We start from the raw sequence: 13862 nt of genomic DNA, 5'->3' as shown, positions 1-13862 counted from the left end.
CGGGCGCGGGTCAGCCGAGCCCGGGGTCGACCACCCAACTGCCCCTGCGCATCACGCCCTTGAGGTCGAAGTCGGCGTCGAGGAGCACCAGGTCCGCGTACTTGCCCGGATCGAGGGAGCCCACCGTGTCGTACAGCCCGAGCAGCCGGGCCGGGTTGGCGGACAGCGCGGCCACCACGTCCCCGACCGGCAGCCGGTCCACCGTCACCGCGCGCTTGAACGCGCGGTCCAGGGTGAGAGTCGAGCCCGCGATGGAACCGCCGTCGACCAGCCGGGCCACGCCCTCGCTGACCTCGACCTCCAGCGGGCCGAGCTGGTAGCGGCCGTCGTCGCTGCCCGCCGCGTCCATGGCGTCGGTGATGAACGCGACCCGGTCGGCGCCCGCGTGGTGGAACGCCAACTGGAGGGAGGCGGGGTGCAGATGGGTGCCGTCGTTGATCAGCTCGACGGTGATCCGCTCGTCCTCCAGGAGGGCGGTGATCGGGCCCGGGGCGCGGTGGCCGATCGGCGGCATCGCGTTGAAGAGGTGGGTGGCGACGGTCGCGCCCGCGTCGATGGCCTCGACGGTCTGCTCGTAGGTGGCGTCGGTGTGCCCGATCGCCGCGATCACGCCCTGGTCGGCGAGGAGGCGCACCGCGTCGACGCCGCCCGGCAGTTCGGTGGCCAGGGTGACCATGCGGGCCTGTCCGCGCGCCGCGTCGACCAGCTTGCGGACCTCGGCCGGGTCCGGGTCGCGCAGCAGCGCCTCGGAGTGCGCGCCCTTGCGGCACGGCGAGATGAACGGGCCCTCGAAGTGGATGCCGGCGATGTCGCCCTGCTCGGCCAGCTCGCTCAGCAGCCCGGCCTGCCGCACCAGGACGTCCATGTCGTCGGTGACGGTGGAGGCGACCAGCGTCGTCGTGCCGTGCGCGCGGTGGGTGGCGACGGCGGTCAGGGCGGCTTCGGCGCCGCCGGAGAAGGCGGCGCCGCCGCCGCCGTGGTTGTGCAGGTCGACGAAGCCGGGCACCAGCCAGTGGCCGCTCAGGTCGACGGTGGCCGCGTCGCCGGGAGCGCTCCCGGCGATCCGGGTGCCCTCGACGATGACGCGGCCGTCGGTCACGGTCCCGGTGGGCAGGACCACCTGCGCACCGGCGAGGACTTGGGTGGGGGCCATCAGCTGGTTACCTCCGTACGGTCAGGGGTTTCGAGGAGATCCCAGGCGAGGAGCCCGGCACCGAGGCATCCGGCGGTGTCCCCGAGGGCGGCGGGGACGATCGACGGGAGTTTCTGGAAGGTGACCCGCGCCTCGACGGCCTCCCGCAGCGGCGCGAACAGGGTCTCGCCCGCCTCCGCGAGCCCGCCGCCGATGATCAGGGTGCGCGGGTCGAGGAGGGTGAGCGCGGTGACGAGCCCGTCGGCGAGCGCGTCGACGGCGTCCCGCCAGACCCGTACGGCGTTCGGGTCACCGGACACGACGGCGCGCGCGCACTCCGCCGCGTCCGCTTCCGGGTTCCCGGTGGCCGCGGCCCAGGCGTCGCTGACGGCGGCGGCGGACGCGTACCGCTCCAGGCAGCCGTGCTGGCCGCAGGGGCAGGGGGCGCCGCCGGGCCGGACGACGATGTGGCCGATCTCGCCCGCGAACCCGTGCGCGCCCGCCTCCACCCGGCCCGCCACGCCGATGGCGCCCGCGATGCCGGTGCCGAGCGCCACGAACAGGAAGCGGTCGGCGCCGAGGCCCGCGCCGATCCGGCCCTCGGCGAGGCCGCCGGTGCGCACGTCGTGGCCGAGGGCGACCGGGACGCCGGCCAGCCGGGCGCTGAGCAGGTCGCGCAGGGGTACGTCCCGCCAGCCCAGGTTGGCGGAGTAGGCGGCGATGCCGAGCCGGTCGTCGACGATGCCGGGGACGGCGACGCCGGCGGCCGAGGCGGGTTCGCCGAAGTGCTCGGCGCCGTGCGCGGCGAGGTCGGCGGCGAAGCCGAGGATGGACTCGACGACCGCGTCGGGGCCGCGCTCGCGGCCGGTCGCCCGGCGGGCCCGGTGCAGCAGCTCGCCGTCCGCCCCGACCAGGGCGGCCTTCATCCCGGTGCCGCCCACATCGAGGGCGATGACATGTCTCACGCAGGACAGTGTGACCCTCCTACCCACAAGAGGTCTAGTCCACTCACGTGGTGTAGACCTTGTGGTTCATTTATCGAACAGTGCGACAGCAGGGTGGGGCAACAGCGGTGCAGCGGCGGCAGCGACGCAGGACAGGAACGATCGCGGCGGGCTCCGCCCTCGGATTGACGGCGGTGCTCGGCGGCTGCGGCCTCACCGGCGGCTCCGAGGACGTCACCCTGAAGCTGGTGGCGGCCGAGTACGGCGACTCCGCCGCCAACAGCTCCCAGAAGTACTGGAGCCGGGTGGCCGACAGCTACGAGAGCAACCACTCGGGCGTGAAGGTCGACGTCACCGTCTACTCCTGGAACGACGTCGACCGCAAGGTCAAGGAACTCGTCGACGCCGGACAGGCCCCCGACATGGCCCAGATCGGCTCCTACGCCGACTACGCCGCCAAGAACCTCCTCTACCAGGCCGACGACCTCCTCTCCATCTCCACCCAGGCCGACTTCGCCTCCCAGCTCGCCACCGCGGGCCGGGTCAAGGACGTCCAGTACGGGATGCCGTTCGCCGCCTCCACCCGCCTCCTCTTCTACAACAAGGGCCTCTTCTCGAAGGCCGGCCTCACCCCGCCGCAGACCTGGAAGGACCTGGCAGCCGACGCCGCCGCCCTCAAGGCCGAGGGCGTCTCCTACCCCTACGCCCTGCCGCTCGGCCCCGAGGAGGCCCAGGCCGAGACCATGCAGTGGCTGCTGAGCGGAGGCGGCGGCTACACCGACTCCTTCGGCACCTACGGCCTCGACTCCACCGAGAACGTCGCCACCTTCACCTGGCTCAAGGACGAACTCGTCGACAAGGGCCTCACCGGCCCCGTCGCCCCCGGCAAGCTCAACCGCGCCGCCGCGTTCAGCGCCTTCGCCGACGGCGACGTCGGCATGCTCAACGGCCACCCCTCGCTGATGAAGATGGCGAAGAAGGGGGGCGTCGACTACGGCATGGTCCGGATGCCGGGACACAACGGCCCGAGCAAGTACTCCATGGGCGTCGCCGACTGGATGACCGCCTTCAAGCAGAACGGCCACGCCCGGCAGGTCGGCGAGTTCCTCGACTTCGTCTACAGCGAGGAGAACGTCCTCGACTTCTCCCGCGAGTACGACCTGCTGCCCGTCACCAACTCCGCCTCCGAGGCGATGAGCGTCGGCGAGCGGGACGCCGGCCTCAAGCCGTTCCTCGACGCCCTGCCCCAGTCCGAGACCTACCCGGTCGGCCGCACCTCGTGGGCCGAGGTCGCGGCGGCCGTCAAGAAGCACATAGGCGAGGCCGTCGCCCCCGGCAGCGACCCGGCCAGGGTCCTCGGCGGCCTCGAATCGACGGCGACCAAGGCGGACAGCCGCAGCTAGAGCCTGTCAGTGGCGGGCGCTACCGTGCCGGGTATGGACGACGCATCCGGACTCGGCCGCACGGAACGGGCCGTTCTCGCGCTCGAACGCCGGGGCTTCACGGGCCCCGGCGCCAAGGAACGCGCCATCCGCGAGGAGCTGGGCCTCGCCCCCGTCCGCTACTACCAGCTCCTCAACGCCCTCCTCGACGACCGGCGGGCCCTGGCCCATGACCCGGTCACCGTGAACCGGCTCCGGCGGGTGCGCGACAGACGCCGGTCGGAGCGCTGACGATCCGGCCGCGCGCCCCTGAGCCATGGCTGCGCCCCGCGCCACCCGGCTAGGGTCGCCCCATGGGCAGCCACACGGACTCGACGCACTCCATGCCAACCCCGGCCCCTCTGCCGACGCCGGCCACCGCGGCCGGACGCGAGGGACTCGACGCCATCCTCGCCCGCCCCGCCGGCGCGGTGATCGCCCTCGACTTCGACGGCACGCTCGCCCCGATCGTGCCCGACCCCGAACAGGCCCGCGCCCACCCGGACGCGGTGGCCGCGCTCGCCGCCCTCGCCCCCAAGGTGGCCTCCGTCGCCGTCGTCACCGGCCGCCCGGCCGCCGTCGCCGTCCGGCACGGCGGCTTCGCCGGGGTGCCGGGACTCGAACACCTCATCGTCCTCGGCCACTACGGCGCCGAACGCTGGGACGCCGCGACCGGCGAGGTCACCGCCCCCGCCCCGCACCCCGGGGTGGCCTCCGTCCGCGCCGAACTGCCCGGCTTCCTCGACAGCATCGGCGCCTGGCGCGGCACCTGGATCGAGGAGAAGGGCCGGGCCGTCGCCGTCCACACCCGCAGGGCGGGCGACCCGCAGGCCGCCTTCGAGGCGCTGCGCGCCCCCCTCACCGACCTCGCCGCCCGGCACGGCCTCGTGGTCGAACCCGGCCGGATGGTCCTGGAGCTGCGCCCGCCCGGCATGGACAAGGGCGTCGCCCTCCTGGACCACGTCCACCGGCTCTCCGCGACGTCCGTCCTCTACGGCGGCGACGACCTCGGCGACCTCCCCGCCTTCGCGGCCGTCGACAAACTCCGCTCCGACGGCACCCCCGGCCTGCTGGTGTGCAGCGGCAGCGACGAGGTGACCGAGCTGCGCGACCGCTCCGACCTGGTGGTCGAGGGACCGCACGGCCTGGTCACCCTGCTGCGCACCCTCGCCCACCACCTGGCCTGACCGCCCGCCGGGGCCCGCCCCCCGATCAGCCCAGCGGGCCCCGCAGCGCGTTCAGCTGGTCGAGGAACCACTGCGAGGGAGGCAGCGCCGTCGCCGCGGCCGACAGGCGCTTGGCGCGCTCCGCGCGCTCCGCCTTGGGCATCGTCAGCGCCTCGTGCAGGGCGCGGGCGGTCGCCGTCACGTCGTAGGGGTTCACCACGAGCGCGTCCTCGCCCAGCTCCTCGAACGCCCCCGCCTCCCGGGAGAGCACCAGCGCGCACCCCTCGTCGGAGACCACGGGCACCTCCTTGGCGACCAGGTTCATGCCGTCGCGGATCGGGTTGACGAGCGCCACGTCGGCGATCCGGTACGCGGCCAGCGAGCGCGCGAAGTCGTCCTTCACATGGAGCACGACCGGGGTCCAGGACGCCGTCCCGTACCCGGAGTTGATCTCCTCGGCCAGCCGCTGCACCTCCGCCGTGTACTCCCGGTACACCGCGAGGTCCTGCCGCGACGGATAGGCGAACGCCACGTGCACGACCCGCTCCCGCCACTCGGGCCGCTCGTCGAGGAGCTGCCGGTAGGAGAGCAGGCCGCGCACGATGTTCTTCGACAGCTCGGTCCTGTCCACCCGCACGATCGTCCGGCGGCCCGCGCCGACCTCCTCGCGCAGCGCGACGATCCGCTCCTCGACGTCCGCCTCGTGCGCGCGGCGGCGCAGGAAGTCCGCGTCGGCGCCCAGCCCGTGCACCCCGGTCTCGGTGGTGCCGAGGCCGCCGACCCGGTCCGCGCAGCAGGCCCGGAAGGCGGCGGCCCACCGCTCGGTGAGGAAGCCGAGCCGGTCGGCGCCGAGCATCCCGCGCAGCAGCTGCTCGGCGATGTCGTCGGGCAGCATCCTGAAGTACTCGGGCGGCGCCCACGGGGTGTGCGAGAAGTGCCCGATCCGCAGATCGGGGCGGAGCGCGCGGAGCATGCCGGGCACCAGGCTCAGGTGGTAGTCCTGCACCAGCACCGCGGCGCCCTCGGCCGCCGACTCGGCGAGCGCCTCGGCGAAGGCCCGGTTGTAGCTCTCGTACGACGCCCACTGGCGGCGGAACTCCGCGTCGAAGACCGGCTCGACGGGCGTCTGGTACAGCATGTGGTGGACGAACCAGAGCACCGAGTTCGCGACGCCGTTGTAGGCGTCGGCGTACACGTCCGCCGGGATGTCCAGCATCCGCACGCCGTCCTCGCCGACCCCGCGCCGCACCGCCTCGCGGTCGCCGTCGGAGAGCGCCGCGCAGACCCAGAGCGCGTCCGCGTCCGGCCCGATGGCCGAGAGCCCTGAGACGAGTCCGCCGCCGCCGCGCCGGGAGGCGAGCGTCCCGTCGTCCTGAACGTCGTACGAGACCGGACCGCGGTTGGACGCGACCAGCACCTGGGCTGCGGCGTCGGGGGAGGGAGCCATACGCCTCAACCTAGCCACGCCCGGAAACGCTCAAACGTACGGACGCGGCCAGGTGAGGACGTATACGAACGGTGATCCGGGTAACGCGGGCGGCGCTCAGGCCACCTTGCGGGCCGCGTACTCGGCGATCTCCGTCATCGGCGGCCGCTCCTCCGTGTCCACCGAGTAGGTGCGCGGCTCGAATCCGTCCTCGCCGCGTTCGAACTGGGTGAGCGCGGGCCGGATCAGATGGCCGCGGGCCAGCCGCAGCTGCGCGGTCCGGTAGATCGCGGCGGCCATCCGGCCCAGCGCCTGGCCGTCCTGGTGGCGGTGGACGCGCACCCCGACGTCGACCTGGGCGAGGGCGTCGAGGCCCACCAGGTGCAGCGCGTCGACCAGCATCCCCAGCTCCACGCCGTACCCGACCGGGAACGGCAGCTGTTCGAGCAGCGAGCGCCTGGCCGCGTACTCACCGCCGAGCGGCTGTACGAAACCGGCCAACTGCGGCCAGTGCATGTTCAGCAGCGGGCGGGCCATCAGCTCGGTGACCCGGCCGCCCTGCCCGGCGGCGCCGCGCAGCGGACGGTCGTACATCGCCTTGACCAGATCGACCCCGGGTTCGGTGAGCAGCGGCCCCACGATGCCGAGCACGAAGTCGGACGAGAACTCCTTGAGGTCGGCGTCGACGAAGCACACGATGTCCCCGCTGGTGACCAGCAGGGAGCGCCACAGCACCTCGCCCTTGCCGGGCACGGCGGGCAGCCGGGGCAGGATCTCGTCGCGGTGCACGACCCGGGCGCCCGCGGCGGCGGCCACCTCGGAGGTGCGGTCGGTCGACCCGGAGTCGACGACAACGATCTCGTCGACCAGCGGGACCTGCCGCATCAGGTCGTGCCGTATGACGGCGACGATGTCGCCGACGGTCTCCTCCTCGTTGAGCGCGGGCAGCACCACGCTGACCGTCTGCCCTGTGGCGCGCTTGGCGGCCAGGACGCGGTGCAGCGGGCGATCGGTCACGGACCAGGAGCGGGTGGTCAGCCAGCGCTCGACTTCGTTCAGCACAGTGCGCGGCTCCTTAGCGTTCACTCGGCGAGCGGATCGTGTGATCCATCTCGCGGTTCGGACGACTATCTCAACTGTCCTGGCCTTCGGTTACAGTCTTGAACAACGCTGGTGACCATCGCATGTCGGGGTCCACCGGCGCCCACAACAGCAGACACAACCGCATACCGCTCATCCAGAGGGGCAGAGGGAAACGGCCCGATGAAGCCCCGGCAACCCTCCAGCCGGTCTCGTGGATCACTGTTGATCATCACGCGAGGCTCCCGGCTCGGGAAGGTGCCAAATCCGTCTCACGGCGAAACGCGTCGTGAGGAAGATGAGGAGAAAGGGCCTCGCCTCACATGGCTGTGCAGACTGCCGAAACCGCCACGAACCCCACCGTAGACCTTGGGCCCGCCGCCGCGCTGAGTTGCCGGGAGTGCGGCCACCGGGTGCCCCTCGGTCCGGTCTTCGCCTGCGAGGAGTGTTTCGGGCCGCTGGAGATCGCCTACGACTTCTCCGCGTACGACACCGAGGAACTGCGCAAGCGGATCGAGGCGGGACCCGCGAACATCTGGCGCTACGCGCCGCTGCTGCCCGTCCCCGCCGACGTGGCCGAGAAGCCCAACATCAACCCGGGCTGGACCAAGCTCGTGCGCGCCGACAACCTGGCCCGCGAGCTGGGCGTCACCGGCGGCCTGTACGTGAAGGACGACTCGGGCAACCCGACCCACTCCTTCAAGGACCGGGTCGTCGCCCAGGCCCTCGAGGCGGCCCGCGCCTTCGGCTTCACCACCCTGTCCTGCTCCTCCACCGGCAACCTGGCCGGCGCGGTCGGCGCCGCCGCCGCGCGGGCCGGTTTCCGCTCCTGCGTGTTCATCCCGCACGACCTGGAGCAGGGCAAGGTCGTCATGGCCGCCGTCTACGGCGGCGAGCTGATCGGCATCGAAGGCAACTACGACGATGTGAACCGCTTCTGCTCCGAGCTGATCGGCGACCCGGCCGGCGAGGGCTGGGGCTTCGTCAACGTCAACCTGCGGCCCTACTACGCGGAGGGCTCCAAGACCCTGGCGTACGAGATCTGCGAGCAGCTCGGCTGGCGGCTGCCCGACCAGCTGGTCGTCCCGATCGCCTCGGGCTCCCAGCTCACCAAGATCGACAAGGGGCTCCAGGAGCTGATCAAGCTGGGCCTGGTCGAGGACCGGCCCTACAAGATCTTCGGCGCGCAGGCCGAGGGCTGCTCCCCGGTGTCGGTGGCCTACAAGGCGGGCCACGACGTGGTCAGGCCGCAGAAGCCGAACACCATCGCCAAGTCGCTCGCCATCGGCAACCCGGCCGACGGCCCCTACGTCCTCGACATCGCCCGCCGCACCGGCGGCGCCGTGGACGACGTCACGGACGAGCAGGTCGTGGACGCGATCAAGCTGCTCGCCCGCACCGAGGGCATCTTCGCGGAGACGGCGGGCGGCGTGACCGTCGGCGTCACGAAGAAGCTGATCGACGCCGGTCTCCTCGACCCGTCGCTCACCACCGTCGTGCTGAACACCGGTGACGGCCTCAAGACCCTCGACGCGGTGGCCGGCACCGGCCTGACCGCCACCATCCGCCCGAACCTCGACTCCTTCCGAGAGGCTGGCCTCGCATGAGCGTCTCCGTCCGCATCCCGACCATCCTGCGCACCTACACGGGCGGCCGGGCCGAGGTCCTCGCCGAGGGCGCGACCCTCGGCGAGGTCATCGCCGACCTGGAGAAGAACCACGCGGGCATCTCCGCCCGGGTCCTCGACGACCAGGGCGCGCTGCGCCGGTTCGTGAACGTCTACGTCAACGACGACGACGTCCGCTTCGAGCAGGGGCTCCAGACGGCTACCCCGGACGGCGCGGGCATCTCCATCATCCCGGCCGTCGCCGGCGGCTGACAGGCCGGTCGACCGGTTTTGTTACCTAGGGTAACGCCGATCACCGAGAGTTCATCGAATTGCCCCCTCCGTGAGAGAAACGGAGGGGGCAATTCTGTAGGGTTGAGCGCGGTAGAGTTGGGGAACCCGCACCATTCCGCGCGTGACGCGCCCCTGAGTTCCGGCTTCCGCCGCGACAAGAAGTAGCCAAAGTGTGCGGGTATTTTGCGTGTTCTGTGCCTTTTGTCGGGCCCGACTTGCCCCGAATTGGGTTGAATTCTCGCAACATTCCGGACCCCTTCCGTCCAGAATTCTCGTCCGATTGACCTGTTGCAGACGGCAGTCGGGCAGATACATTCGGCCGCGGTCGACGCGTTCCGGCGCACGCCCCCAGTGCCAATGGGGGGTGAGGTCTGACCCGGATCCGCGAAGTGCGGATCTGTGCAAGGGCCAGTAATAGGGGAGTTAGGCATGGCTCAGGGCACCGTCAAGTGGTTCAACGCGGAGAAGGGGTACGGCTTCATCGCGGTCGACGGTGGTGCGGATGTTTTCGTCCACTACAGCGCGATCCAGATGGACGGTTACCGCACCCTGGAAGAGGGCCAGCGGGTGGAATTCGAGATCTCGCAGGGTCAGAAAGGCCCGCAGGCCGACATGGTTCGCGTCACCGCCTGATCGCGCGACCAACCGAACCAGCCGCAAGCGACGTCTTCTGTTGAAGGGCCCGTACCTCCCGGGGTGCGGGCCCTTCGGCCTGCGCGCCTTCCGCGCGCGCGAGCCGCGCACCTGTCCCGCGCGCCCGTCGTGCGCGCCGGGCGCGCGGCGTGATCGACGGCGTCCGCCCGCCGCGTCACCGCCGACCGATCCCCCGGGGGCGCTTGCACTCGCATGGGTCGAGTGCTAATCATTGGCGTTAGCACTCTGAAGGTGAGAGTGACAACGAGGACCGGGTCGGTGAGGCCCGCAGGCCGTGTGGGGCAAGGAACCACGAGGCCGGCAGGCCGTCCGTCGCGGGCGCGGGCGCGGTCCGAAGGAATCACCCCCAGTCCTGGAGGGACCACTTCACATGGCCAAGATCATCGCGTTCGACGAGGAGGCGCGGCGCGGCCTCGAGCGCGGCATGAACCAGCTCGCGGACGCCGTCAAGGTGACGCTCGGCCCCAAGGGCCGCAACGTCGTCCTCGAGAAGAAGTGGGGCGCCCCCACGATCACCAACGATGGTGTCTCCATCGCCAAGGAGATCGAGCTCGAGGACCCGTACGAGAAGATCGGCGCCGAGCTGGTCAAGGAAGTCGCCAAGAAGACGGACGACGTCGCGGGCGACGGCACGACCACCGCCACCGTTCTCGCCCAGGCCCTGGTCAAGGAGGGCCTGCGCAACGTAGCCGCCGGCGCCAACCCGATGGCCCTCAAGCGCGGTATCGAGAAGGCCGTCGAGGCCGTCTCCGGTGCCCTGCTCGAGCAGGCGAAGGATGTCGAGACCAAGGAGCAGATCGCTTCGACGGCCTCCATCTCCGCCGCCGACACCCAGATCGGCGAGCTGATCGCCGAGGCCATGGACAAGGTCGGCAAGGAAGGCGTCATCACCGTCGAGGAGTCGCAGACCTTCGGTCTCGAGCTTGAGCTCACCGAGGGCATGCGCTTCGACAAGGGCTACATCTCGGCGTACTTCGCCACCGACATGGAGCGGATGGAGGCGTCGCTCGACGACCCGTACATCCTCATCGCCAACTCCAAGATCGGCTCCGTCAAGGACCTGCTCCCGCTCCTGGAGAAGGTCATGCAGTCGGGCAAGCCGCTGCTGATCATCGCTGAGGACGTCGAGGGCGAGGCCCTGTCGACGCTGGTCGTCAACAAGATCCGCGGCACCTTCAAGTCCGTCGCCGTCAAGGCCCCGGGCTTCGGCGACCGCCGCAAGGCCATGCTCGGCGACATCGCCATCCTCACGGGCGGCGAGGTCATCTCCGAGGAGGTCGGCCTCAAGCTGGAGAACGCCGGTCTCGACCTGCTCGGCCGCGCCCGCAAGGTCGTCATCACCAAGGACGAGACGACGATCGTCGACGGCTCCGGTGACAGCGACCAGGTCCAGGGCCGCGTCAACCAGATCCGCGCCGAGATCGAGAACTCGGACAGCGACTACGACCGCGAGAAGCTCCAGGAGCGCCTGGCGAAGCTCGCCGGTGGCGTCGCCGTCATCAAGGCCGGTGCCGCGACCGAGGTCGAGCTGAAGGAGCGCAAGCACCGCATCGAGGACGCCGTGCGCAACGCGAAGGCGGCCGTCGAGGAGGGCATCGTCGCCGGTGGTGGCGTGGCCCTGCTCCAGGCCTCCTCGGTCTTCGAGAAGCTGGAGCTGACGGGTGACGAGGCGACCGGCGCCAACGCCGTGAAGCTCGCCCTGGAGGCCCCGCTCAAGCAGATCGCCGTCAACGGTGGTCTCGAGGGTGGCGTCATCGTCGAGAAGGTGCGCAACCTTCCCGTCGGCCACGGCCTGAACGCCGCGACCGGTGAGTACGTCGACATGATCGCCGAGGGCATCATCGACCCGGCGAAGGTGACGCGCTCCGCGCTGCAGAACGCCGCGTCGATCGCCGCGCTGTTCCTCACCACCGAGGCCGTCATCGCCGACAAGCCGGAGAAGGCCGCCGCCGCGGCCCCGGGCGGCATGCCGGGCGGTGACATGGACTTCTGATCCTTCCGAGGATCGGTCCGTCCCGTCGTACCGACCGAGGGCGGCACTCCCCGCGTGAGCGGAGGGTGCCGCCCTCGGGCGTTTCCGGTCAGCCGCCGACGCCGGCCGCCTCGTGCGGCAGCCCCTCCCGCAGATACGCGACGCTCCCGCCCAGGGCGGCGGCGCACAGCGCCTCCAGGGTGCGGACGGGCCCGGTGAGGGCGAGCCCCGCCAGCTCGTCGACGCCGACGAAGGCGTGCCCGTCGTGCTCGGCGCTGAGCCGGACCCGGGCCTCTTCCCCGACGGTGCCGCCGTCGAAGAAGCAGTCGAGCACCGGCCCCGTGCCCCCGACGTCCGCGCGGTGGTCGACGCCGATCAGCCTCGGCGCTCCCCCGACCGCGAGGCCGGTCTCCTCGCCGACCTCGCGCCGCGCCGCCGTCCACGGGTCCTCGCCGGGGTCGAGCATCCCGCCGGGCAGCCACCAGGTGCCGGAGGCGGGCTGGCCCGGACCGTAGCGCAGCAGCAGCATCCGGCCCCGGGGGTCCCGCAGCAGGACGCACGACGCGAGCAGGGCCTGTGGCTGGGTCTTGATCCATTCTTCGCGGGGCAGCCATCGCTGCGGGGACGTCGTCATGGGCCGGACCCTTCCACATGGGCGCGGGACGGGAGGGCGCATCGGCCGAGCGGCACCCGAACCGGTGGCCGCGGCGTGCGGGCCGCCCGCGACTCGGCCGGTGCGGAGTGGCCTGGATCACACGTCCGGGGCTCCTGGGGCGGAATGGCGGGCCGGGCCGTGCCGTTGAGGGGGGAGGTGGTCGATGCGTGTGCATATACCGCCCGGTCGGCGGCACCGGACCGCCGGCCGACCGCCCGCCGCCGGTCCGTGACCGCGGTCCTCACGGCCCTTACCTCGCCACCAGGAGCCCCCACGTGAGCGTCACACCCTCCGCCCCCTCCCGCGCCGCCGAGATCCTCTCCCGGCCCGTCTCCCTGAACGGCCTCACGGTCCCGAACCGGATCGTGATGGCGCCCATGACGCGGGAGTTCTCCCCGGGCGGCATCCCGGGCGACGACGTCGTCTCGTACTACGCCCGCCGCGCCGCCGCGGGCGTCGGCCTGATCGTCACCGAGGGCACCTACGTCGGGCACCCGTCCGCGGGGCTGAGCGACAGCATCCCGCGCTTCCACGGCGAGGAGCAGCTCGCCGGATGGGCCAAGGTCGCCGCTGAGGTGCACGCGGCGGGCGGCACCATCGTCCCGCAGCTGTGGCACATCGGCATGGTCCGCGAGCAGGGCCAGCCGCCGTTCGCCGACGCCCCCGCCGTCGGCCCCTCCGGGCTGCGCATCGGCGCCGACGAGCCCACCGGCAGGGCCATGACCCAGGACGACCTGGACGACGTCATCGACGCGTTCGCCGAGGCGGCGGCCGCCGCCGAGCGCATCGGCTTCGACGGCATCGAGCTGCACGGCGCCCACGGCTACCTCCTCGACCAGTTCCTGTGGGCGGGCACCAACCGCCGCACCGACTCCTACGGCGGCGACCCGGTCGCCCGCACGAAGTTCGCCGCCGAGATCGTCGCCGCCGTGCGCGAGAAGGTCTCCGCCGGGTTCCCGATCCTGTTCCGCTACTCGCAGTGGAAGCAGGACGCCTACCAGGCGCGGCTCGCCGAGACCCCGCAGGAGCTGGAGGCGATCCTCGCGCCGCTGGCCGCCGCGGGCGTCGACGCCTTCCACGCCTCCACCCGCCGCTACTGGGAGCCCGAGTTCGACGGCTCCGACCTCAACCTCGCGGGCTGGACCAAGAAGCTCACCGGCAGGCCCGTCGTCACCGTCGGCTCGGTCGGCCTCGACGGCGACTTCTTCTCGGCGTTCCGCGGCGAGGGCTCCTCGACCCGGGGCATCGACGACCTGCTCGACGCCCTGGAGCGCGACGAGTACGACCTGGTCGCCGTCGGCCGCGCGCTGCTCCAGGACCCGCTCTGGGCGCGGAAGGTACTCGACGGCCGCACCGGCGAGCTCCAGGCGTACGAGGCGTCGGCCCTGAAGACCCTCCGCTGATCTTCCGGATAAACCCGAGAAGCGGCCGGGACCTCGAACGAACCGAGGTCCCGGCCGTTCCTCTTGCCCGCATTCCCGGGCGCCGAATTCCGCACCGCCCGCGCGTTCC

Annotated in this window: 13 protein-coding genes and 1 riboswitch; of the genes, 8 read left to right on the top strand and 5 right to left on the bottom strand. The window is 71.8% G+C overall.

What is annotated here, in order from left to right; genetic code table 11:
• Positions 1–10: 10 nt before the first annotated feature.
• Together nagA and DDJ31_RS17610 are read right to left on the bottom strand one after the other, a co-directional pair.
• Positions 11–1153, bottom strand: a complete 1143-nt coding sequence (gene nagA, locus DDJ31_RS17615) for an N-acetylglucosamine-6-phosphate deacetylase (protein ID WP_127179331.1) — start codon at positions 1151–1153, stop codon at positions 11–13.
• Entirely contained in the window at positions 1153–2097 is a 945-nt protein-coding gene (locus DDJ31_RS17610; protein WP_127179332.1) for an ROK family protein, read from the bottom strand. The genes nagA and DDJ31_RS17610 overlap by 1 nt, the downstream gene beginning before the upstream one ends.
• Before the next feature lie 107 nt (positions 2098–2204).
• Between DDJ31_RS17610 and DDJ31_RS17605 the strand changes: the two genes are divergently transcribed.
• From DDJ31_RS17605 to otsB, 3 genes are all read left to right on the top strand, one after another.
• Positions 2205–3479, top strand: coding sequence for an ABC transporter substrate-binding protein (locus DDJ31_RS17605; RefSeq protein ID WP_240678172.1), 1275 nt, complete (start codon positions 2205–2207; stop codon positions 3477–3479).
• 33 nt (positions 3480–3512) lie between these two features.
• Positions 3513–3749: a DUF3263 domain-containing protein gene (locus DDJ31_RS17600; protein ID WP_127179333.1), complete on the top strand. Its 237-nt coding sequence runs from the start codon at positions 3513–3515 to the stop codon at positions 3747–3749.
• Positions 3750–3811: 62 nt separating this feature from the next.
• Positions 3812–4684: a trehalose-phosphatase gene (gene otsB / locus DDJ31_RS17595; RefSeq protein WP_127179334.1), complete on the top strand. Its 873-nt coding sequence runs from the start codon at positions 3812–3814 to the stop codon at positions 4682–4684.
• A 25-nt stretch (positions 4685–4709) separates the two neighbouring features.
• Here the strand turns inward: otsB and DDJ31_RS17590 are convergent, their stop codons facing one another.
• Positions 4710–6110, bottom strand: coding sequence for an alpha,alpha-trehalose-phosphate synthase (UDP-forming) (locus tag DDJ31_RS17590; protein WP_127179335.1), 1401 nt, complete (start codon positions 6108–6110; stop codon positions 4710–4712).
• 96 nt (positions 6111–6206) lie between these two features.
• Positions 6207–7151, bottom strand: a complete 945-nt coding sequence (locus DDJ31_RS17585) for a glucosyl-3-phosphoglycerate synthase (protein ID WP_127179336.1) — start codon at positions 7149–7151, stop codon at positions 6207–6209.
• Positions 7152–7319: 168 nt separating this feature from the next.
• Positions 7320–7474: riboswitch (SAM riboswitch) on the top strand.
• An 18-nt stretch (positions 7475–7492) separates the two neighbouring features.
• Between DDJ31_RS17585 and thrC the strand changes: the two genes are divergently transcribed.
• From thrC to groL, 4 genes are all read left to right on the top strand, one after another.
• The gene (gene thrC, locus DDJ31_RS17580) at positions 7493–8776 is read left to right on the top strand and encodes a threonine synthase (protein ID WP_164784944.1); all 1284 of its coding nucleotides are present in this window, start codon (positions 7493–7495) and stop codon (positions 8774–8776) included.
• Positions 8773–9048, top strand: coding sequence for a MoaD/ThiS family protein (locus DDJ31_RS17575; RefSeq protein ID WP_127179337.1), 276 nt, complete (start codon positions 8773–8775; stop codon positions 9046–9048). The genes thrC and DDJ31_RS17575 overlap by 4 nt, the downstream gene beginning before the upstream one ends.
• A gap of 450 nt (positions 9049–9498) precedes the next feature.
• Complete coding sequence (locus DDJ31_RS17570; RefSeq protein WP_004986573.1) at positions 9499–9702, top strand: cold-shock protein; 204 nt, start codon at positions 9499–9501, stop codon at positions 9700–9702.
• Positions 9703–10093: 391 nt separating this feature from the next.
• Positions 10094–11716 carry a chaperonin GroEL gene (groL, locus tag DDJ31_RS17565; RefSeq protein WP_127179338.1) on the top strand — a complete coding sequence of 541 codons (1623 nt, stop codon included), beginning with the start codon at positions 10094–10096 and terminating at the stop codon, positions 11714–11716.
• An 88-nt stretch (positions 11717–11804) separates the two neighbouring features.
• On the opposite strand, the gene DDJ31_RS17560 is transcribed toward groL, so the two are convergent.
• Complete coding sequence (locus DDJ31_RS17560) at positions 11805–12329, bottom strand: NUDIX hydrolase (protein WP_164784945.1); 525 nt, start codon at positions 12327–12329, stop codon at positions 11805–11807.
• Positions 12330–12625: 296 nt separating this feature from the next.
• Between DDJ31_RS17560 and DDJ31_RS17555 the strand changes: the two genes are divergently transcribed.
• Positions 12626–13753: an NADH:flavin oxidoreductase gene (locus DDJ31_RS17555; RefSeq protein ID WP_127179340.1), complete on the top strand. Its 1128-nt coding sequence runs from the start codon at positions 12626–12628 to the stop codon at positions 13751–13753.
• Positions 13754–13862 lie beyond the last annotated feature (109 nt).

Origin of the sequence: Streptomyces griseoviridis (assembly GCF_005222485.1) — a bacterium.
GTDB classification, from domain to species: domain Bacteria; phylum Actinomycetota; class Actinomycetes; order Streptomycetales; family Streptomycetaceae; genus Streptomyces; species Streptomyces hintoniae.
The sequence above is the reverse complement of the archived record's forward strand: the minus strand, read 5'-3'. Positions and strand labels throughout refer to the sequence as shown.

Bases quoted from the DNA above. Each gene is read 5' to 3' on its own strand.
- otsB (WP_127179334.1), top strand. From the start codon at position 3,812: ATGGGCAGCCACACGGACTCGACGCACTCCATGCCAACCCCGGCCCCT.
- DDJ31_RS17575 (WP_127179337.1), top strand. From the start codon at position 8,773: ATGAGCGTCTCCGTCCGCATCCCGACCATCCTGCGCACCTACACGGGC.
- DDJ31_RS17570 (WP_004986573.1), top strand. From the start codon at position 9,499: ATGGCTCAGGGCACCGTCAAGTGGTTCAACGCGGAGAAGGGGTACGGC.
- DDJ31_RS17560 (WP_164784945.1), bottom strand. From the start codon at position 12,329: ATGACGACGTCCCCGCAGCGATGGCTGCCCCGCGAAGAATGGATCAAG.
- DDJ31_RS17600 (WP_127179333.1), top strand. From the start codon at position 3,513: ATGGACGACGCATCCGGACTCGGCCGCACGGAACGGGCCGTTCTCGCG.
- thrC (WP_164784944.1), top strand. From the start codon at position 7,493: ATGGCTGTGCAGACTGCCGAAACCGCCACGAACCCCACCGTAGACCTT.
- DDJ31_RS17590 (WP_127179335.1), bottom strand. From the start codon at position 6,110: ATGGCTCCCTCCCCCGACGCCGCAGCCCAGGTGCTGGTCGCGTCCAAC.
- nagA (WP_127179331.1), bottom strand. From the start codon at position 1,153: ATGGCCCCCACCCAAGTCCTCGCCGGTGCGCAGGTGGTCCTGCCCACC.
- groL (WP_127179338.1), top strand. From the start codon at position 10,094: ATGGCCAAGATCATCGCGTTCGACGAGGAGGCGCGGCGCGGCCTCGAG.